Below are 19,302 nucleotides of genomic sequence, written 5' to 3' on the forward strand. Positions count from 1 at the left end.
GCTTCAAGCTCTTTCTTATTCATGTTCATCTGCCTATCCTTAACTCTCTATAGAGTAAATTGAGATAGGCAGTTACACAAAATTAGTTACAGTCTCTTTAGGAACAGATTGAGGCTAGTTCAGAGGCTTTCTCCACCTCACCACGAGTCAACTCTGCGAACGTTTTGATTACTGTCATAAAGAACTCAATATCGACCCAACCCGCGTACATCAATAATAAGCTCTTGGTAGCCCAAATGCCTGCGTCATATTCAGACAAGTCATAGGCATGGCCTAATTCGACTGGTCTGTAATCCACTTCCTCTAACCATTCAGCCGGATGCTGAGAGGCTTTCAGGTCAAAATCTTCCCATACTTCATTCAGACAGAAGTAACCGTCTTCAGTGGAGTAGAAAGTCTTTTCAGTGCCGTTGATTTTCAGTGTGATTTCTTTATTCATATTCAATATCCTCCAATAAGTGTTTATGCGTAAGTCAGGGAGTGGTTAAGGGAAGTGTTAAGCCGCAGCTTCAGTCGCTAAGTTATCCGCAAGTTCACTGCCGTAGATACCGCTATGGCCTCGAACCCACTTAACGACAACCATAGGCTTCTCTTGCTTCAGCTTGTCGATACGTTGCCATAGGTCTTGATTGGCTACAGGCTTCTTACTGGCATTCTTCCAGCCTTTCAGCTTCCACCCTTTGAGCCACTCGTTGTAGCCCTTAGCAATCATGTCGTTGTCTGTGTGGATAATGTCTTCAGGCTCTGCCAGTTCGAGAGCCTTGATGACTGCTAACATTTCACAGCGAACATTCGTGGTTGTCTCTTTACCTTCTACTGGCTCTACTCGTGCCTTGTAGGTCTCTAAGACTTCCTCTTGGTCATTCAACACGACAACGCCTAAGCCACCGTGTTTACATCCGTTCTGGTTGTTAGGCGCTGCACCATCAGTAAAGATAAGTCGTGGTGTTAGTTTACTCATATCCGTATTCCTCCGATTAATGGGTTAACTGTTTAGCTAGAGCTTGTTGAACCTTGGCTAGTTCTGCTTTGTTGTCTTCAAGGCGTTTAAGGCCAACCTCTGCTGAACTGATTTGTCTGTTCATTTCGAGCAAGTGCCTTTTAATCTCACGTTCAAAGTAAGCTTGCGTCTCACTAACTTGCCGTTGCCGTTCAGACTCTGAAAGTCCATCCTTTCGATTTATTTCAGCAACCTGCTTGTCTCGCTCACGCTCCATGCTTAAAGCGAAATCAGCTTTAGACTGGTTGCAGTGCTCAATGGTGTCGTTGTACTGAGTAGCGTTAGCTTTGTTGATTGAGTCGAGTAACTCAGCACGACGATTAATAAGCTGGTCTACAGTCAGTTTAGGCACAGTGTGTTGAGGGCGTTTAGTATCTTCAGGTAACACTAAGCCACTCGTGATAGTGCTCCAGATGTCATCTAGTTTCTCTTGTCGCTCCTTGTCGTTCAGGAACACAAGAGTCCAGAAGTTAGCCTCAGCCATGTCTCTGAAATCAGCCTTAGCCGTGTTGAAGCTGTCTCGAAGTTGTTTAGCTCTTGCTTCAGCTTCTCGACGTTCAATAGCTTCTTGTGTGTACTTAATACGGTAGTCATCGAACTTAATGCGACCTTGTGCTTCGCTGTTATACAAGTGACTCAGTAAGTCTTGGCAGATAGCTTCAGCAGCGTTAACACGGTCTTGAAGTTCTTTCTGACGTTCTTGTAGTTCTTTCTGACGTTCTTGAAGTTCTCTAATGATGTCAGATTGTTTGCTCATAGATTTATCCTCCTAAGTATTTTCGTTCAATGGATTTAATGGTTTTAATTCGGTTAAGTTGTTTGGCGTGAAAAGGGTTCTTCTCGTGCTTCTCTCTCATAACTCGCTTCTGGATGTTGGATAGGTTCAGCTTGTATGTGTAATACCTATGCCAGAGAGCAACGTTATTGATTGGCACATGCGATAACTCGAAGATTGGCTCAAGAATGTCTAGCATCTTCAAGGCTCTGTTAGCGTTCAGTCGATAACGCCTCTTTTTACCTGTCCTTGTGACGTGCTGAGGCATGTTAATCAGCCTCACAAGGCTCTTACGGCACACAAAGATTGCTAAGGTCTTTCTGTTAGGGAACAGGTCTTTCTTGAACCAAGCAGCGAGGTAGATACACAACCACTGTTTCATGGTCACATGCCTACCCACGGCCTCAACTGAAGCTTTAAGCAGATACAGCAACTGAGCGCGAACTGGTAAGTCACCAAGTCGCCTATACGGTGATAGTGCTTCAAGCTTCTCAGCTTCATCTAGCAGGCCACCAAAGGCTTTCTCGTAGTGAGTTAAGTCAGCCTCTGAGTACCATTGCTTACCACCGTGAAAAGCTTTAGTTAGCTCTTGGTTGTAAGAGGCATAGCGCTTTGATAGTGCTGGTGGCTTAAACGTTGGATGACCGTTGTGCAGATTAGCTTCACGGTGTCGCTTACAGTACGTGCCGTACTTAGCGTTATCGATAGGACGAGAACAACCCCACACCTTGCATGTGGAAGTTGTCATAGCGTTAAACCTTGTCAGTTAAGTAATTATGGATACATTCATTCACGATACTACTAGCGCTTACTTTCACGCCTCTAGTGTCTTGAAGTCGTGCTTGGTACTTCTGGACGGTCTCGAAGTTCTTGCTGGTTAAGTACACGTTGATGCAAGGCTGAGACACAACTTTGTGTGGTTTACCTAGTGCATTCATCGTTAGCCTCCAGTCGCGACAACGAGTGATAGTGAATGGTTAATGTCAGTCATAGTGTTTCTCCTATAGTTGAAGTTTTGTGAAAACAAATGAACACAAGAACAAGAAGGCTCTCAGGCTGCATGTAGGTATCAAAGGGCTTACCTACTGAGAACCCTCTTGTGGTTGTATTCAGTGAACGAAAGGATGCCTAGGACAAGTGCTGGAGGTAGAGCACAAGTCCATAGGCTTAGAAGGATATGAGTAAACAAATCAAGTTAGACCATACACACATGAATCAATACACATGAGTAAGGGATGACTACGGGTGTCTTAAAGACTTGCCTTTAGTCCATTAACTAATTGGATTAATCATTGATACATCCAGTAACGGATTGTCTTTAAGACTAACTAAACGATACTGGTGTTGGTCTTAGATTTGATGACTTAGAGTTGCCCCCCTTACCCCCCACGTTATGTAGGTAGATAAGGGTGGAAACAATCATCTACAAACCAGTATCAGCTAGTCTTAGCGTTGGTCTTGAGTTTGATTGACTGGTCACTTGCCCCTGAGCCGTAGCTCACCACCGTGAAGTTAGTGACCGAGTGTTTGTCTTCACGATGTCCTCTGGAATTTATTCTTGCTTAAGTCAGGGAGTCATCCCGATTAGACTCACTTCCTTTCCTCTTAAGTCAGGGAGTCAGCAGAACTTTCTTTCATAGGTCAGGGAGTCGTGTATCCCTTGATTTTACTGGTCTGAATCAATATTAGGTAACACTAATAAATCTAAAGGAATTCAATGGTCATTAAGTCTAACCAACGGATAAGCGAGAAGTGAGGGTAGAAAGTCTCATAACAGATCGACAGCGGCTCTCCACGGGCTTTTCTAAGTACAACTAATACGATTGCATTAGGTAAGATAACTCGATCTGAGAAGGCTTTACGGAGCCTCAAACAGTTAAGCGTGAGACTCCGTTATGATAGTGCTGAAGATGTCTTGTAGAGGAGTGACAGACCACATGAGCTATAAGTTTCAGTGATCGAAGTCGCTATGTTAATTACTCTGGCTTATGGACTCACTGATTATCTTATGCACCGCTCCCTTACTACAGCTTAATTCTTCAGCAATCTTAGCCATGCTCAAGCCTTCCTCTCGTAGCTGGTGGACTCTCTCACGGTCTACAGACTTCTTACGCCCAAACTTAACGCCTTTCTCTTGCGCCTTAGCGATACCTTCCATCTGTCTTTCGTAGCGTAGAGACAACTCAAACTCAGCTACAGCAGCAATCATATGGAACATTAGCTTACCGTGTGGTGTGGTCGTGTCGATGCCTTGGTCAATCACAATGAGACCTACGCCTTTATCATCGAGTAACTTCGAGATGTTCGCTAGGTCAGCCACAGAGCGACCTAAACGGTCTAACTTGGTCACAACAATAGCTTCACCTTCACGCACGTAATCAAGCATCTTCTCTAGCTCTGGACGGTCTGCTGTCTTACCTGAGCGCTTCTCTTGGTAAATCTTAGCGCAGCCTTTCGCCTTCAATGCGTCTAACTGAACGTCCAGCTTCTGGCCTGTGGTTGATACTCGTGCGTAACCGATAAGTTGACCTGTCATGATAAATCCATCCTGTTCAATAAAGTCTAAAGGTTAAGTGACCAATAAGATAATGAACGGTAAGTGAACGGTCAATAGGCAAGCTCAAAAAAGTTTACTTTGGTAAACAACTAAGAGACCCTAAATTTCAGGTTTGTTAATTATGCAGATTTGCAGAATAAGACTTAGCGACTGAAAGCCACCAGCAGAGCCTGTGCGTTGTCTTCGTGTTTGGTCAAGATGAGCTTGCGACTGGCTTGAAGATTCTCTTAGCGGTGTTCCTGTGGTGCGTAGAGGCACCCTATGGGGGGGAGTTGAGGCTTCATCATTGTCGATTTGGCCTCTCAGATTTTTGTGGTATTTTGAAGGCATACTGATATACAAAATGGATTTAACTGCAATGGAAAAAGTACTAGTAATGATCGGGGCTGGCGCATCAAAAGGACACAGCAGAGCCACATGTCCACCTTTGGGCAGAGAGCTAGGTGGTGCTTTACGTGACGTTTATCCTTTATTTTCTGAGCTTGAAGAAAACACGGGAAATACATGCTCAGAAGACTTTGAGCAATGGACAGCTTCCATTGGCGATGATGCAGCAGCGTACTGTGACAGTTTAATTTTAATCGGTCATTACTTTAGGCAGTATAAAGCGCTTCCACATGACTCACTGTATAAGCAGTTAATCGACAAGCTATCGAACTTCAATGCCACTTATTTGTCGCTCAATTACGAAAGCCTTTTAGAAATAGCAGTCAAGGAAAAAGGTTACGAAATAAATTGGGGTGCGACATCTTTTAAAGAAGACAATTTCAATTCTGCAAATGAGAATGCTGAAAAAATTACTATTTTGAAACCACACGGCTCTGCACACTTTCTTGCAGCTGGTGCTCATTTGTTTCAACGAGGTGATGTATGTAGTGACATAACAAGCCTAATTAACTGTGGTACGATAATAGCCGACCCAAGTAAGTGCGGCGATACTGCCTTTATCCCAGTTTTGAGTGCGTATGAAGCACAGAAACGGAACAGCTTCAATGACGCATTTATTCGGGATATAAGAGAACGTTCTATTGAAGCTGCCGCAGAAGCAGATTGTGTACTCGTGATTGGTATTAGGCACTCACCTCAAGACAAGTTTTTGCCATCTATCTTCGACGCCATGAAGGACAATACAAGCCTCCTATATGTTGGGGGAAGCGAGGACTTTTCTGGTTACGAGTCCCAGTTTAATAACGGGCAAAGAAATGTAGAGCACCTATCTGAGTTTTTCACAAGTGATTCGATTAGGCGTTTGGATAACTTACTGCGATGACTAAATTACCCAGTTGTTTCAACGTTTAAGTTCTAAAACGTACTCTCGAAACATTTCAAGCAGTCAGCCTCGTGAATCCTCTCGACATACTGCCACAGTTCGTCCTTGTTCTTATACTTACTATACAAGTTGTACGTCAAGGACAACTGCCTGTGACCTGCTAGTTTCGTAGCGATGTCTTCAGGACAACCGACTTGCTCTAGCGCTGTCGCAAAGTGACCTCTAAACGAGTGTAAGCCTGTCTTGTAGCCTTCCACCTTAGCGAACCCTTTAGTTATCTTACCGAACTTCGACGAGATACTGTTAGCGGCACCTTCAGCACCTATTACAGCCTCACCGATCTCAGGGAACAACCAAGGGCTATCTCCTGCCCTGTCTAAGACCTGAAGCACAAGAGGCTTAATAGCTGGTGATACAGGCACAATGCGTTGAGCGTTAACTGTCTTACCTTCTCGCACCTCAAAGAACAAGCGTCCATCCACATCAACGAACTGCTCCTTCTGAGCTAGTGCTAGTTCACTGAGTCGTGTGCCAAGGAAAGGCAATAGACGAGGCAGCATGTGCAAGGCATACGGATAAGCCCAAGTCGATGTATTAAGCTTATTGAAGTCAGTCTCAGCGAGAATGTGAGCCAGTTCTTCATCAGTGAAATTACGGTAGTGTTCAGGCTTACTTTTCTTCTTGCTTGCTTCAACCTTACAGTTAAGCCAAGGGTTACCGCCTTGAGCCTTCTCACGACTTAAAGCCCATCGCCAGAGTTCTTGTAGCTTAGACTTGTAGTGAGTAACCGTGTTAGCTGATTTACCTGAACTCAGTAATCCATCAATGAACATTTGAGCCTGACCAGAGCTTACATTAGCTGGTAACTCGTCACGACCTAGGAACACTACAAGAGCCTTGACGTATGTAGCCATAGCTGAGACATACTTAGCGTTCTTCTTGTCCTCTGCCCACTGAGACCATTCTTCTGCAACCTCTTTGATTGTCGGTTGAAACTCTGAAGGAATATCTCCAGACATAGCAGCCTTCCAAGCAGCCTGAACTGCTGGATTAGCTTTGTCCTCTGGATTCTCAATGACAATTTCAAGGTCAGCTTCTTCCATCGGGTGATGGTCTGCGCCTTCAACTTTCTCACCTTCACGCTCTACACGTTCCTTTCTCCACGGTGTGTAGTAGTGAAAGAACTTAGCCTTGTCTGAGTCACCTCGTTTGACGTGTGCTAGTTGCATATCAATCTCAGCGTTAATCGCGTTACGCTTTAAGATTGCTTCGTGATAGCTGTGCGTATTGAGAGAGTGTTGTATGTAGCTCGACTTGTACTTGTCTTTGAGTAGTACAGGAGTCTTTCGACGATACAACCACAAGCCTGAATCTTGTCTTTTGAGATATTTCTTATCCATCGCTTAAACCATTGCTCAAATAAACAACAATAAAAACTAAAAGTGACCCAAAAGGTGACCCTAAAAGTGACCCAGTTGAGTTATTTAGTTTGGTAATTCGTGGATATATTTAGGGATAACTCCCTTGCAAGTCAAGCTATACAAGGGAGTTGAAGGAGTTGGTCGGTGTGAGAAGATTCGAACTTCCGACCCCTGACACCCCATGACAGTGCGCTACCAGGCTGCGCTACACACCGACCGAAAGAGCCGACAAGTCTACTCAATTTCAACGACTTTGCAATGTAAAAAAACCAAATAACCGCCTAAACGATTATTTGGTAATCAAAACCCATCTAAAACGAAGCTTATTACAAGTCGTCTGCACTTACATCTTTGATTTCTGGCCATTCTTCATTCGCCTCATCTATATGAGTAGGAATGTTCTTGGCCCATGCTTTGTATACACTTTCGTCTTTATTCACATAAAGTACGCCATCAACAATTTCAAACGCTTTGCCGTTGATTTCAAATTTCTTACCAAACGTTGCGCCGTAGGCACAAAAGCCGCCGTACGCTGGTGCGTATTTGCCTGGGTTGCTTACAAACATGTCTCTATTTTTCTGCGATGAAAATCGGTAAATAGCGTCGTTATGGACAGCCGTTATAGTCACTTTACCCAGCACTGGCTTACCTTCAGTAAAATAAGCTACAGCGTCGTGCCCGGCTAAAATAATTCCGTTTTCGTCGGTCTCTGTATCAACGCCAGCGAATACCGCGCCACTAGCAATTAGTGAAATTGCAAATAAACTACCTTTTAAGAATGCTCTCATGCTATTTCTTCTCCACATTGGTGTTTCGAGTGTTTTCACACTATCTCTGTATAAGTTCGAAGAATATGGTACGTACTTCGGTCTTATACAAACATGCTCCAAACGCTTAAATACTTGTCCAAAACACCATGAAAAATTTAGAAAGCCTTTTTGACAAACTTCAAATAACCACCAATGTATTTCACAACGGACAATATTGCGGTAACTGGCAAATTGACACTTCTGGCACCGGCTTTATTAATTTTCACGCCGTAACTCACGGTCAATGCTACTTACACCGTAACGACGACGGCCCAGTTCTGTTAGAAAAAGGCGACATGGTTTTACTGCCTGTTGATAGCCCACACCTTTTAAGCCCTACAAAAACTCACACTTACAAAAATGTTAGCGCAAGCTCTATTCCTGTTAGCGAGAAACTAGGAGCTGAAGGCCCGGTGCTACTTTGCGGTTACTTCGAGTATCAGCACCCTTTAATGAGAGTAATAACAAAAGAACTGCCAGAATTTTTGATAATTAAAAAAGCATCAAAAGAAAGTAGAGTGCTGCATGAAAGTCTGCAGTTACTTATCAGCGCGTCGTTAGAAGTGTCGGACTCAACCTTCACTTCGTCGGTTCTGCTAAACAAAATCGCTGAGGTTGTATTCCTTTTGATTGTGAAGCATTTAATGAGCAAGTACTCATCAACCTTAGGGGCTCTACTGCATCCGGCCATAGCCAATAGCCTTCAAGCGCTGCATAACTCGCCTGAGCAACATTGGAACGTAGAAATGCTAGCGAGTATTGCGAATATGTCTAAATCTAACTACGCAGCAAAGTTCAAAGCCTGTGCAGGCGTAACTCCAATTAAATACCTAACACAATGGCGCCTGCGTTGTGCCTGCACAGAAATAATCCAAAGCAACAAGCCATTAATTACCATTGCAAACCAATATGGTTACGAAACGGAAGCTTCTTTTTCAAAGGCCTTTAAAAGAGAGATTGGCGTATCTCCTTCACAAAAGCGCGTTCAAGCTAGGCCAGCGTAACGTAACACACCCCAGTTACTACCAGTGCAACTAACACGTTGAGCACCACCCCCTCTCTGGCCATAGTTTTTATGTCGAACTTTTCCGTTGAGTATGCAATGGCGTTAGGCGCTGTAGCTACTGGCAGCATAAAAGCGCAACTTGCGCTAATTGCCGCGGGGATCATCAACAACTTAGGATCTACGCCCACAGCCATACCCGCGGCCGCTAGAATTGGCATTAGTAGTGTAGATGTTGCCGTGTTAGAGGTAATTTCCGTCAAGAAGGTAACGAACAAGCAAATTCCAAGTACCAATAAAAGAACAGGAAGCGTAGAAAGTCCCGTTAGCCATGTTCCCATAAGAACACTTAAGCCCGATGACATAAATGCTTTGGCTATACAAATACCGCCGGCAAACAATAACAACATGCCCCACGGAATATCGTTTGCGGTTTTCCAATCAAGCAGTTTGTCGTTGTTTCCTTTTTCGTCTACTTCACCATTATCGTTTCCGCTGTTGGTAAAGAACATAGCGGCAACGCCCGCCACGGCAATAGTACTGTCACTTATCGTGCTTATGCCTATCCAAGCAGTCCAAAAAGGTCTGAAAATCCAAGCTAAAGCGACAGTGCCAAAAATAGCAAGAACTCGCTTCTCGGCTTTTGTCCATGTGCTTGGCACAGGTAAATCGATGTTCCCCACTTGTTTAATACCGCGCGCTAACCATAAGGCCATAATCGGTACGCCTAGTATTACGATTGGTACACCTGTTTTCATCCAGTCGATAAAGCTGTATTCAATACCTTGGGTCTCTTCATACACGCTCATAAAGATAATATTAGGTGGCGTCCCAATCGGTGTCCCTACCCCACCTAAGCTTGCCGAATAAGCGATACCAAGTATAAGCGCCACACCAAATCGCGGATTGTCTACTGCGTTGATAATAGCGATAGCCATTGGCAACATCATTAGGATTGTTGCCGTGTTACTAATCCACATACTGAGCACTGCAGTTGTTAACATGAAGCCCAGTACCAGCTTGAGCGGGCTGCCGCTGCCCGTTATACGCAACATGTAAATGGCGAAACGCTTGTGTAAGTTAGCGCGCTCCAACCCTTTTGAAAGCATGAAAGCAGCCATTAATAGAATGATAACGTGGCTTCCGAGAGCAGAGGCAGCTTCGCTGTGAGACAGCACACCAAATAGCGGGAATAGCGCGAAGGGTAAAAGTGAGGTAGCGGGAATGGGGAGCGCTTCAGTCACCCAGAGCACAGCGACAAATAGCGTAATTGCTGCGGTAAAAATGATCTCGCTGGGCTGGTTAATAGCCCACAATCCCAAGCCACATAATACTGAAGCGATAAAGGCAAATAGAATTATACTGTTTTTGCGTGTTGGCTTTCGTTGTAGAGTTTCTGAAGAAGGTTCAGAGTTTGTGTGCATTGCGCTTCCCGTTACTAATAGCTTTATTATAAGTGCTAGTTATTGCTCTTATATTTTCTATCAGTAATTAGCGGGAAACGCACTACGCTTTTGCGAAAAAAACGTGTTTTTAAGACGGTTTCTTTTATTTACTCTCGTCGTCTGACGAGATTCGGCTTGCAACTGCGCCTGCTTGGCCTTTGTATTTAGCGTCCACTCTTGCGTTGTACGGTTTTTCAGCGGGTGCCGATAACACCTCAAAGCTAAGTGCCCCTATTTTCATTTTAGGGCGAAGCGCTAGCGGTAACTTACCACTGTTGTAAAACTCAAGAACGATGTTGCCCGACCAGCCTGGATCTATTCGATGCGCGGTCACGTGAACCATTAAGCCCAAACGCGCAAGCGAAGAACGCCCGTCTAACCAACCTACGATGTTGTCGGGCAAGGTTACTGACTCGTGGGTAATGGCAAGCGCTAGCTCCCCAGGGTGTAGAAAGAAGGCTTTACCCTCTTCTAGTTCAATTTCATCGCTCATAACATGGTCGAGCGCTTCTTGAACCTGTGCTTTCGGCCCACTTAAATCGATAAACGGCGCTTGGTGATCTTCAAACACGCGAAATTTATTACCTAGGCGGATATCTACCGTTACACCACTTATTTGATCGTAGCTGGGTGTAGGGTCAATTTTAATTTTTCCATCTTGCAGATGTTGGTAGATATCGCGGTCGCACAAGCGCATGGTGTATTCCTCATTTCGTTAGGCCGCTATTATGCGTATGTCGCCGCATGCATTCAACTGCTCAAAGGCTTGTTTTATCTGCTTTTGCTCAATTTTCGTATAGTTTTATCAAATTTTAAATTTAAGCAATCGAACCTGACTATAATTCACCTTTACTACACCTGTCTGAATTTACCTATCCGTCGGGCATTCCTGATATTTGTTACCTAGATATTTCAAGCTAGTTACTCTTTACCAACAATGCCAATAGGGTTGCCCTTAATGTGTTTTACTGCCCCTTTGCGTGGCGCAACAGTAAGGGCCAATTGCATAGACAGGGCGCGAGCAGCCTCGCGATAACTTTCACTCAAGTCACTTTCAGGCGAGGTAATTAACAAAGGCGTGCCGGCATCGCCATGCTCGCGAATATGGATATCAAGCGGTAGCTGACCTAAAAGTGGCAGTCCGTGGCGTTCAGCAAGCGCCTCGCCCCCGTCTTTTGAAAACACATAGTCTTTGGTACCACAGGCTCCGCACTGGTAATAACTCATGTTTTCAATAAGCCCTAATACAGGTACGTTCACTTTTTCAAACATACTTATGCCTTTTTGAGCGTCGGCTAGTGCTAAGTCCTGCGGCGTTGTAACGACCACTGAAGCAGTCAGCGGTACTTGTTGCGCCATCGTCAGTTGGATATCGCCTGTACCTGGTGGCATATCTACAATCAAGTAGTCCAGCACGGGCCATAGGGTTTCATCTAATAACTGCTTTAATGCCCTGCTTGCCATCGGCCCTCGCCATACCGCCGCATCTTCTTGAGGCACTAAATAACCAATTGAGTTCGCCACCAGCCCATGTGACATAAGGGGCTGCATGTGCTTATTATCTTCGCTTTCAGGATGTGCATCGGGGTTGCCCAACATAATGGGAATAGACGGCCCATAAATATCGGCATCTAAAATCCCAACTTTCGCGCCTTCTTGCATAAGCGCAAACGCTAAATTAATACTGGTTGTCGACTTACCTACACCGCCCTTGCCTGAAGCCACTGCTATGATGTTTTTAATGTTGGTGACAGGTGCTACTTCAGTTTCTCCACTCGCTACGTTTTGTTTAAACGTAAGCAGCTCATCGCCAAGCTTCCCTTTTAGCTGGTTAAGCACTTGTTGTTTAAGCGCGTCTAGCTGTGTAGCAATACAAAACGGCAAAGTAACTGTTACACCGGCATCTTCATTTTCTGGCTGGCTAAAAGCACACCATGGCAAGGTATCTTCAACATCTAAAGAAAAATACTTGGCCAAAATTACAGCAACTTTTTGAGTTGCCGGCTCTGCTTTGCGAGAAAAGAACATAAAATGCCTTACTAGTAGTAGAATTGTGTGAATTACGTAATGCAAAAAACGCGGTTTTCCGCTAGTATTTGCAGCCATTTTGAAACGCAAAGAATCAATAACGTCATTATGTCAGAAAAACGCCGAATTCTGGTAACCAGTGCGTTGCCATACGCAAATGGCTCTATTCACTTAGGCCATTTGCTAGAACACATTCAAACCGACATCTGGACTCGTTTTCAGCGCCTTCGCGGAAACGAATGTTACAGTGTTTGCGCCGACGATGCACACGGTACGCCGGTTATGCTTAAAGCCCAAGAGCTTGGCATTACACCAGAAGAAATGGTGGCAAGAACGCGTGCTGAACATCACCAAGACCTTGTTGATTTTCACGTAGATTACGACAACTACTATGTAACCCATTCGCCAGAAAACAAGGCGCTGTGTGAAGAAATTTACACCCGTTTAGGTAATGCAGGCTACATCAGCAAACGCACCATTAATCAGCTGTTCGACCCTGAAAAAGAAATGTTCTTGCCAGACCGTTTCGTTAAGGGTACCTGCCCAAGCTGTGGCGCAGAAGATCAAAACGGCGACAGCTGTGACGTATGTGGCGCAACGTATAGCCCAACAGAAGTAAAGAACCCGCGCAGCGTTGTATCGGGTGCTACACCAGTACTACGTGAGTCTGAGCACTTCTTCTTTGACCTGCCAAAATTTGAAGGCATGTTAAAAGAGTGGATCCGCTCAGGTGCCCTGCAGGAAGAAATGGCTAACAAGCTGCAAGAATGGTTTACTGAAGGTCTTCAACAGTGGGACATCAGCCGTGACGCGCCTTACTTCGGCTTTGAAATTCCAGGTGCGCCGAACAAATTCTTCTACGTGTGGGTAGATGCGCCGGTTGGCTACATGGCAAGTTTCAAAAACTTCTGCGACCAAAACAACTTAGAGTTTGATGATTTCTGGAAAGCAGACTCAGAGGCTGAGCTTTATCACTTTATTGGTAAAGATATTACCTACTTCCACTGCCTATTTTGGCCTGCCATGCTAGAAGGTGCGGGATACCGTAAGCCTACTGGCGTAAATATTCACGGTTTCGTAACGGTGAACGGCGCGAAAATGTCAAAGTCGCGCGGTACGTTTATTAAAGGCCGTACTTACCTTGACCATCTGAACCCAGAGTATCTGCGTTACTACTTTGCGTCTAAGTTAGGCGACGGTGTTACCGACATCGACCTTAACTTTACTGACTTCGCACAAAAAGTGAATTCAGACCTAGTAGGTAAAGTGGTTAACATTGCAAGCCGCTGTGCAAGCTTTATCACCAAGCGTTTCGACGGAAAGCTGTCCGAGAACGTGATTGAGCCAGAGCTTATTGCAGAGTTCCAAAACGCGTCAGAGAGCATTGCTGCACTTTTCGAGAAGCGTAAGTACCACCAAGCCGTGCGCGAAATCATGGCCCTTGCTGACAAAGCAAACCAGTTCATTGATAACAATGCACCTTGGGTAACCATTAAAGACGAGACTAAGCAGCAGTTCACACACGATGTGTGCTCGCTAGGTATTAACATGTTCCGTCTGTTGGTGATTTACTTGAAGCCTGTACTGCCAGTACTTGCAGAAAAAGCAGAAGAATTCCTAAACGACAAGTTCGACTGGAATTCACTGCAAACCCTATTGAAAGGCCACGCCATCAACAAATTTAAGCCGATGATGCAGCGTGTAGAAATGGAGAAAATCGACGCCATGGTTGAAGATTCAAAAGAAAGCCTAGCGCCAGCAGCACCGGCTATCGACCCAGACAGCCCGCTTGCTAAAGACCCTATTAGCGACACTATCTCGTTTGATGAGTTCGCCAAGGTAGATTTACGTATTGCACGTATTGCTAAAGCTGAACACGTAGAGAAAGCTGACAAACTTTTACGTTTAGAGCTAGATTTAGGTGGCGAAACTAAACAAGTTTTTGCAGGTATTAAGTCGGCCTACTCGCCTGAAGCCCTAATCGGTAAACATACGGTAATGGTAGCGAACCTCGCCCCTCGTAAAATGCGTTTTGGCATGAGTGAAGGTATGGTATTAGCCGCGGGCCCTGGTGGCGACGAGCTATACATTCTTGAGCCGCACGAAGGTGCAAAGCCGGGTATGCGTGTTAAGTAAGCTGTAAAGCGCCCCCTTAAAAGTAAGGTGACATTCAGCGCTATTGAGCGACGGGATGTCACCTTTTTTATTGGGCGGTCAAAGCGGCGCTCAGATTTATAAAGCAAAAATCATATAACCAGAATCAAAGTGCAAGCACGTAACTTGGTATGCTAATAAGCCTTATCATCTTACACTCCCCACTCACTAATTACTTACCCACTCACTAACCTTATCTGCCTAAGGCAAATCGGCTAGAAAATTCTTGTCAAAACACAGCGCAGTTCCGTTCGGTTTGATTCAAGGCGATCTAACCCTCTTTTTTTAACGTAATCAACGTGGTTAATTAATAAAAGAGGTATTTATGGAAGATTTCTTCGGGACTAATATCGATTTATCGGAATTAACCGAAAAAGCTATATCACTGGTGATGACTTACACCCCCAAATTGTTGTTGGCTATTCTTACTTTGGTGGTGGGTCTCTGGTTAGTGAATCGTTTTGTAAACCTATTAGATCATCGGCTAGGTAAAAAGGATCCCACGTTAAATAAGTTTCTGTGCGGACTTATCAGTGCGGTGCTAAAAGTAATGCTGTTGATTTCAGTTGCCTCAATGATAGGCATTGAAACCACCTCATTTATTGCCGTCGTAGGTGCAGCAGGTTTGGCCATTGGTCTTGCATTACAAGGCAGCCTGGCGAACTTTGCTGGCGGTGTGCTAATACTGATTTTTAAACCCTTTAAAGTGGGTGACACCATTGAAGCAGAGGGTCATTTAGGCTCAGTGTCAGAGATACAAATTCTTTATACTGTACTTAACACTTTTGACAATAAGCGCATTGTTATTCCCAATGGCAGCCTATCTAATGCCACGTTAATTAACGTTAGCGTATATGATAAACGCCGTTGCGACATGACATTTGGTATAGGCTATGATGACGATATCGATAAAGCAAAGAAGGTGTTGCAGCGCCTGTTCGAAGAAGATGAGCGCTCGTTGACCGACCCTGCACCAAGAATTTGTGTAGGCGGATTAGGCGATAACTCAGTCGATTTAATGTTTAGACCGTGGGTCGCCACAGATGACTTGTGGCCTTACTACTGGGATATGCAGGAAAAAGTTAAAAAAGCCTTTGATGAAGAAGGCATTAGCATCCCATATCCACAGCGAGATGTTCACCTCTATAAAACGAGTGACGACTAGCGTCTCAGTTGGGAGATAGCAGTCTATGCTATCTCCTATTCCCCTTTCAAACTTGTGTAAAAAAGCGAAAGCCATCCGTTTTAGTACAACATCTTGGTAAATTTAGAAGGTGGTTAGCGCCTGTCACCGCTTCTAAGTTAAGAGCGTGGCGTGCTCTCTTTGCACATGGCATACACATTAACAATATTAGCGCAGCGTGCGATTCATCGTAGAAGTCCTTACACTGGCGCCCACCGCGGAAAAACGCGGCTTCAAATTGCGTTTGGGTTTTATTGCGGTCATGGGTATAACCCGCTTTTTCGCGAGTATTACGTACACCGCACTGCACCATGGCAAATAAGATGCTAAATAGTCTTGAAGCTTAACCGCCCCTTTCCATTTTTGTTGAAAAAAGAGCGTTGAAAACATCACTTGACGTTGTTCAACAATTTCAAATCCCAGCAGCTGAAGCCAATCTTTAATGCGATAGGACGTAAAAAAGCGTGCATCGTGTAGGATATTTCCGCGCTTAACAGGTAGAAATTTGGCAATGCCGGCGAGGCTTAAGGGGTTAAAGCCACTTATGATCACATAACCGTTTTGTGTAATAACGCGGTCTACTTCTCTTAATATTTCGTGAGGGTCTTGTGCAAAATCTAATTCATTAGCAAGTAGAAAGCCATCAATGCTGTTTTCGGCGAAGGGTAAGCAGTGCGACTGCCCCACTACCGTGTTTTCTCTACTTATTTTCGGTTCGCGTTTATCACCGCCTAACGATATACCCGATGCATTGTGATTGGGAAAGCCCTCTTTCGCTTCATTGTGGTGTGGCTGCTCGCTAGCTAGGTCATTAAACGGAACGTGATTGATGTGGTGTCGAATTGGGCTGGTATCGAGATTTATATCGGCACTTAGCGAGCCTAGTTTGGCAAAGTGATACCCAAAAATTCGCTCAGCATAATCGCTACAAACTGCATTGACCGCATGTCGAATGTGCTCTCCGGCGGGGAAATCATTCCAATTTGTAGGGTAGCGTGGCGGTTTGGCTTTAAACGCCGATCTCATTAACACTGCGCGCTCTTAGGTTGCTCTGCTCTTCACAAGTCCCTATAGTAACGCATAATTCTACCTACACAAGCAGGTACTCTTATGACGGCAGAAACACTTCCTTCAGGCGTAGCCATTCATCCTATTCCCGCTTTTACCGACAATTACATTTGGTGTATTTATAACGAGAGTAGCGCTATTGTTGTCGACCCAGGTGATGCTGAGCCAGTGTTGGCCTTTATTAAAGCCAAAGGCTTAACGCTGAGCGCAGTTCTCATCACTCATCACCACAGAGACCACACAGGTGGTATTGCTAAATTAGTATCTGCAGTACCAGATTTGCCAGTTATTGGCCCAAGAGGCAATCACATAAGAGGAATAACTAAATCTGTTTCTCAAGGCGATACTGTCTCGCTACCTGTTTTTAAAATGGCGCTGCAAGTAATGGAAGTGCCAGGTCATACCCTTGATCACATTGCTTTCTTCGGGCATGGCGCATTGTTTTGCGGCGACACGTTATTTTCAGCAGGTTGCGGACGATTGTTTGAAGGTTCGCCAGGGCAAATGCATCATTCACTGAATAAGTTAAAGCGACTGCCCGACACCACGAAAGTGTTCTGTACACATGAGTATACTCAGGCTAACGTCCAGTTTGCTTTAGCCGTAGAGCCAGACAATAAAGCGCTGTGTGACTACGCACAGTGGGTGGCAGAAAAACGCGCTCAAGGTCAGCCTACACTACCAAGTAATCTCAAAGAGCAAAAAAACATAAACCCATTTTTACGGGCTCATGAACTTTCTGTGAAAACTGCTGCCGAAGCCTATTGCGAAAATAACCTGGCTGACGATGTAGCGGTATTTGCTGCAGTTCGCCGCTGGAAAGATGAGTTTTGATGCAAAAGTAAGCCGATTATCGTAACATGGTCGGTTTGCAGTGCTCCACGAGGTTTCTTCATATATGCAGTTGAAGTTTTTCCCACTGTCGCCACTGATATTGGCGCTAGGTTTAACGGGTTGTCAGTTAACCGATAATAATAACGACAATGCACAATTAGAAAGTAACGAAACCGCTTCGCTAGAAGCGTGCAGTGAAATTCATAACAACGAAGAAGCCATTTCTGATTGTGAAGTTGCAAGAGACGGCGTTATTGATGTTGTTCACCCCAATGATGATACGCTAGAAGAAGGCGCAGAGCTTACCGATACACCGGATATGCATACGCAGGCGGTCGTTACTGACGTATGGGAACGTGCAAGCGCGAATTTCGCCTTACCTATCCCTGACGACAAACGCATTAGCGCACAGCGTAAATGGTACCTGAAGCACCCAGAATATATGGCTCGCGTTGTAAAACGTGCCAAGCCTTTTCTTTATTACATTACCGAAGAAATTGAAAAGCGCGACATGCCGATGGAGCTTGTGCTTTTACCAATAGTAGAAAGTGCTTTCGATCCCTTTGCTTATTCCCATGGCCGAGCGGCTGGTATGTGGCAGTTTATTCCTGGCACAGGCAAGCGCTTTGGTATGCAACAGAATTGGTGGTATGACGGACGTCGAGATGTTGTTGCGTCTACTCAAGGTGCACTTGACTATCTAACCTATCTAAACGAAATGTTCGATGGTAATTGGCTGCACGCACTTGCCGCCTATAATAGTGGCGAAGGCCGCGTTCAAAGGGCTATTAAAGCTAACAAACGCGCGGGTAAACCTACCGACTTTTGGAACTTAAATTTACCCAAAGAGACACGTGCTTACGTGCCTAAATTGCTTGCGCTGGCCGATATTCTAAAAAATAAAGATGAATATGCGTATGCGTGGCCTGAAGTTGAGAATGTAGCGGTTATCGAAGTGGTTGATATCGGCTCACAGGTCGATTTAGCGTTTGCCGCCGAACTTGCTGGTATGTCTTTAAAAGAACTACACGGGTTAAACCCAGGGTTCAATCGTTGGGCAACGTCACCAGAAGGACCACATAGATTAATACTGCCCCTTGATAAGGCTGCTGCGTTCTCTCAAGCACTGGCTAAAATTGATCAAAAAGAGCGATTGAACTGGGTGCGCCACTCGGTGAAGCCCGGCGACAGTTTAGGTAAAATCGCAAAGCAGTATCACACCACCGTGAAAGTTCTTAAAAAAGTGAATGAGCTAGACTCGTCCATGATCCGCGTGGGTCAAGCGATAATGGTACCAGTAGCACTTCAAGAACTGGACAGCTACACATTATCTCAGGAACAGCGTCTAGCCAGCTTGCAGAACGGCAACACGTCTAAGCAAAAAGTACGTCATACCGTACAATCTGGTGATACGCTTTGGGATATTGCCCGTAAGTACAATATAGGCACTAAACAGTTAGCTAAATGGAACGGTATGGCCCCTGGCGATATGCTTCACCCTGGCAAAACCTTAGTTATCTGGCAGGAAGGTAAAGCGCAAGACGGTGTTACCAAAAAAGTGACCTACACAGTAAGAAATGGCGATTCGTTGTCTCGTATAGCCAGCAAGTTCAATGTTAGAGTAAGCGACATAGGCAAGTGGAATTCACTTAATACCAAGCGCTATTTACAACCTGGTCAGAAGCTAAAACTTTATGTAGACGTAACAAGGTTAAACGCATCAAGCTAACCTTTAATACTTAAAGTTCAATACTG

17 protein-coding genes and 1 tRNA gene are annotated in these 19,302 nt (G+C 44.8%); 6 read left to right on the forward strand and 12 right to left on the reverse strand.

Features of this window, described 5'->3' with window-relative positions:
• Positions 1-97 precede the first annotated feature (97 nt).
• The 5 genes from MHM99_RS16830 to MHM99_RS16850 all read right to left on the reverse strand — a co-directional run bounded on the left by MHM99_RS16830 (position 98) and on the right by MHM99_RS16850 (position 4,311).
• The gene (locus MHM99_RS16830; RefSeq protein ID WP_239220199.1) at positions 98-439 is read right to left on the reverse strand and encodes a hypothetical protein; all 342 of its coding nucleotides are present in this window, start codon (positions 437-439) and stop codon (positions 98-100) included.
• A 57-nt stretch (positions 440-496) separates the two neighbouring features.
• On the reverse strand, positions 497-961 hold the full coding sequence (locus MHM99_RS16835; protein WP_239220200.1) for an RNase H family protein: 465 nt from the start codon (positions 959-961) through the stop codon (positions 497-499).
• A gap of 16 nt (positions 962-977) precedes the next feature.
• Positions 978-1,757 carry a hypothetical protein gene (locus MHM99_RS16840; RefSeq protein ID WP_239220201.1) on the reverse strand — a complete coding sequence of 260 codons (780 nt, stop codon included), beginning with the start codon at positions 1,755-1,757 and terminating at the stop codon, positions 978-980.
• A gap of 4 nt (positions 1,758-1,761) precedes the next feature.
• Complete coding sequence (locus MHM99_RS16845) at positions 1,762-2,523, reverse strand: hypothetical protein (RefSeq protein WP_239220202.1); 762 nt, start codon at positions 2,521-2,523, stop codon at positions 1,762-1,764.
• Between the two features lie 1,224 nt (positions 2,524-3,747).
• The gene (locus MHM99_RS16850; protein WP_239220203.1) at positions 3,748-4,311 is read right to left on the reverse strand and encodes a recombinase family protein; all 564 of its coding nucleotides are present in this window, start codon (positions 4,309-4,311) and stop codon (positions 3,748-3,750) included.
• A 379-nt stretch (positions 4,312-4,690) separates the two neighbouring features.
• On the opposite strand from MHM99_RS16850, the gene MHM99_RS16855 reads away from it, so the two are divergent.
• Positions 4,691-5,602, forward strand: a complete 912-nt coding sequence (locus MHM99_RS16855; RefSeq protein ID WP_239220204.1) for a hypothetical protein — start codon at positions 4,691-4,693, stop codon at positions 5,600-5,602.
• Between the two features lie 32 nt (positions 5,603-5,634).
• Here MHM99_RS16855 and MHM99_RS16860 read toward each other — a convergent pair whose 3' ends face one another.
• From MHM99_RS16860 to MHM99_RS16870, 3 genes are all read right to left on the reverse strand, one after another.
• On the reverse strand, positions 5,635-7,002 hold the full coding sequence (locus MHM99_RS16860) for a tyrosine-type recombinase/integrase (RefSeq protein WP_239220205.1): 1,368 nt from the start codon (positions 7,000-7,002) through the stop codon (positions 5,635-5,637).
• A 159-nt stretch (positions 7,003-7,161) separates the two neighbouring features.
• Positions 7,162-7,238 (reverse strand) — tRNA-Pro (locus MHM99_RS16865).
• A 111-nt stretch (positions 7,239-7,349) separates the two neighbouring features.
• Positions 7,350-7,811, reverse strand: coding sequence for a YHS domain-containing (seleno)protein (locus MHM99_RS16870; RefSeq protein ID WP_239220215.1), 462 nt, complete (start codon positions 7,809-7,811; stop codon positions 7,350-7,352).
• A 128-nt stretch (positions 7,812-7,939) separates the two neighbouring features.
• Between MHM99_RS16870 and MHM99_RS16875 the strand changes: the two genes are divergently transcribed.
• On the forward strand, positions 7,940-8,836 hold the full coding sequence (locus tag MHM99_RS16875; protein ID WP_239220206.1) for an AraC family transcriptional regulator: 897 nt from the start codon (positions 7,940-7,942) through the stop codon (positions 8,834-8,836).
• Here MHM99_RS16875 and MHM99_RS16880 read toward each other — a convergent pair.
• From MHM99_RS16880 to apbC, 3 genes are all read right to left on the reverse strand, one after another.
• Complete coding sequence (locus tag MHM99_RS16880; RefSeq protein WP_239220207.1) at positions 8,823-10,259, reverse strand: SLC13 family permease; 1,437 nt, start codon at positions 10,257-10,259, stop codon at positions 8,823-8,825. The two genes, MHM99_RS16875 and MHM99_RS16880, sit on opposite strands and share 14 nt — an antisense overlap.
• 124 nt (positions 10,260-10,383) lie before the next feature.
• The gene (gene dcd, locus MHM99_RS16885; RefSeq protein WP_014976864.1) at positions 10,384-10,977 is read right to left on the reverse strand and encodes a dCTP deaminase; all 594 of its coding nucleotides are present in this window, start codon (positions 10,975-10,977) and stop codon (positions 10,384-10,386) included.
• A gap of 224 nt (positions 10,978-11,201) precedes the next feature.
• Positions 11,202-12,308 (reverse strand): iron-sulfur cluster carrier protein ApbC, encoded by a 1,107-nt coding sequence (apbC, locus tag MHM99_RS16890; protein ID WP_239220208.1) that lies wholly within the window; start codon positions 12,306-12,308, stop codon positions 11,202-11,204.
• A 108-nt stretch (positions 12,309-12,416) separates the two neighbouring features.
• Here apbC and metG point away from each other — a divergent pair, with 108 nt between their 5' ends.
• Both metG and MHM99_RS16900 read left to right on the forward strand, forming a co-directional pair.
• On the forward strand, positions 12,417-14,444 hold the full coding sequence (gene metG / locus MHM99_RS16895; protein WP_239220209.1) for a methionine--tRNA ligase: 2,028 nt from the start codon (positions 12,417-12,419) through the stop codon (positions 14,442-14,444).
• 343 nt (positions 14,445-14,787) lie between these two features.
• Positions 14,788-15,627, forward strand: coding sequence for a mechanosensitive ion channel domain-containing protein (locus MHM99_RS16900; protein ID WP_014949914.1), 840 nt, complete (start codon positions 14,788-14,790; stop codon positions 15,625-15,627).
• A gap of 186 nt (positions 15,628-15,813) precedes the next feature.
• Here the strand turns inward: MHM99_RS16900 and MHM99_RS16905 are convergent, their stop codons facing one another.
• Positions 15,814-16,671, reverse strand: a complete 858-nt coding sequence (locus MHM99_RS16905; RefSeq protein ID WP_014976867.1) for a methyltransferase domain-containing protein — start codon at positions 16,669-16,671, stop codon at positions 15,814-15,816.
• Positions 16,672-16,755: 84 nt separating this feature from the next.
• Between MHM99_RS16905 and gloB the strand changes: the two genes are divergently transcribed.
• Together gloB and MHM99_RS16915 are read left to right on the forward strand one after the other, a co-directional pair.
• Entirely contained in the window at positions 16,756-17,547 is a 792-nt protein-coding gene (gene gloB / locus MHM99_RS16910) for a hydroxyacylglutathione hydrolase (RefSeq protein ID WP_239220210.1), read from the forward strand.
• A 64-nt stretch (positions 17,548-17,611) separates the two neighbouring features.
• On the forward strand, positions 17,612-19,276 hold the full coding sequence (locus MHM99_RS16915; RefSeq protein ID WP_239220211.1) for a LysM peptidoglycan-binding domain-containing protein: 1,665 nt from the start codon (positions 17,612-17,614) through the stop codon (positions 19,274-19,276).
• Positions 19,277-19,302: the final 26 nt, after the last annotated feature.

Origin of the sequence: Alteromonas sp. MmMcT2-2, assembly GCF_022348305.1 — a bacterium.
Classification (GTDB): domain Bacteria; phylum Pseudomonadota; class Gammaproteobacteria; order Enterobacterales; family Alteromonadaceae; genus Alteromonas; species Alteromonas macleodii.

Coding starts and splice junctions, on each gene's coding strand:
- MHM99_RS16830 (WP_239220199.1), bottom strand. CDS start 439: ATGAATAAAGAAATCACACTGAAAATCAACGGCACTGAAAAGACTTTC.
- MHM99_RS16835 (WP_239220200.1), bottom strand. CDS start 961: ATGAGTAAACTAACACCACGACTTATCTTTACTGATGGTGCAGCGCCT.
- MHM99_RS16840 (WP_239220201.1), bottom strand. CDS start 1,757: ATGAGCAAACAATCTGACATCATTAGAGAACTTCAAGAACGTCAGAAA.
- MHM99_RS16845 (WP_239220202.1), bottom strand. CDS start 2,523: ATGACAACTTCCACATGCAAGGTGTGGGGTTGTTCTCGTCCTATCGAT.
- MHM99_RS16850 (WP_239220203.1), bottom strand. CDS start 4,311: ATGACAGGTCAACTTATCGGTTACGCACGAGTATCAACCACAGGCCAG.
- MHM99_RS16855 (WP_239220204.1), top strand. CDS start 4,691: ATGGAAAAAGTACTAGTAATGATCGGGGCTGGCGCATCAAAAGGACAC.
- MHM99_RS16860 (WP_239220205.1), bottom strand. CDS start 7,002: ATGGATAAGAAATATCTCAAAAGACAAGATTCAGGCTTGTGGTTGTAT.
- MHM99_RS16870 (WP_239220215.1), bottom strand. CDS start 7,811: ATGAGAGCATTCTTAAAAGGTAGTTTATTTGCAATTTCACTAATTGCT.
- MHM99_RS16875 (WP_239220206.1), top strand. CDS start 7,940: ATGAAAAATTTAGAAAGCCTTTTTGACAAACTTCAAATAACCACCAAT.
- MHM99_RS16880 (WP_239220207.1), bottom strand. CDS start 10,259: ATGCACACAAACTCTGAACCTTCTTCAGAAACTCTACAACGAAAGCCA.
- dcd (WP_014976864.1), bottom strand. CDS start 10,977: ATGCGCTTGTGCGACCGCGATATCTACCAACATCTGCAAGATGGAAAA.
- apbC (WP_239220208.1), bottom strand. CDS start 12,308: ATGTTCTTTTCTCGCAAAGCAGAGCCGGCAACTCAAAAAGTTGCTGTA.
- metG (WP_239220209.1), top strand. CDS start 12,417: ATGTCAGAAAAACGCCGAATTCTGGTAACCAGTGCGTTGCCATACGCA.
- MHM99_RS16900 (WP_014949914.1), top strand. CDS start 14,788: ATGGAAGATTTCTTCGGGACTAATATCGATTTATCGGAATTAACCGAA.
- MHM99_RS16905 (WP_014976867.1), bottom strand. CDS start 16,671: ATGAGATCGGCGTTTAAAGCCAAACCGCCACGCTACCCTACAAATTGG.
- gloB (WP_239220210.1), top strand. CDS start 16,756: ATGACGGCAGAAACACTTCCTTCAGGCGTAGCCATTCATCCTATTCCC.
- MHM99_RS16915 (WP_239220211.1), top strand. CDS start 17,612: ATGCAGTTGAAGTTTTTCCCACTGTCGCCACTGATATTGGCGCTAGGT.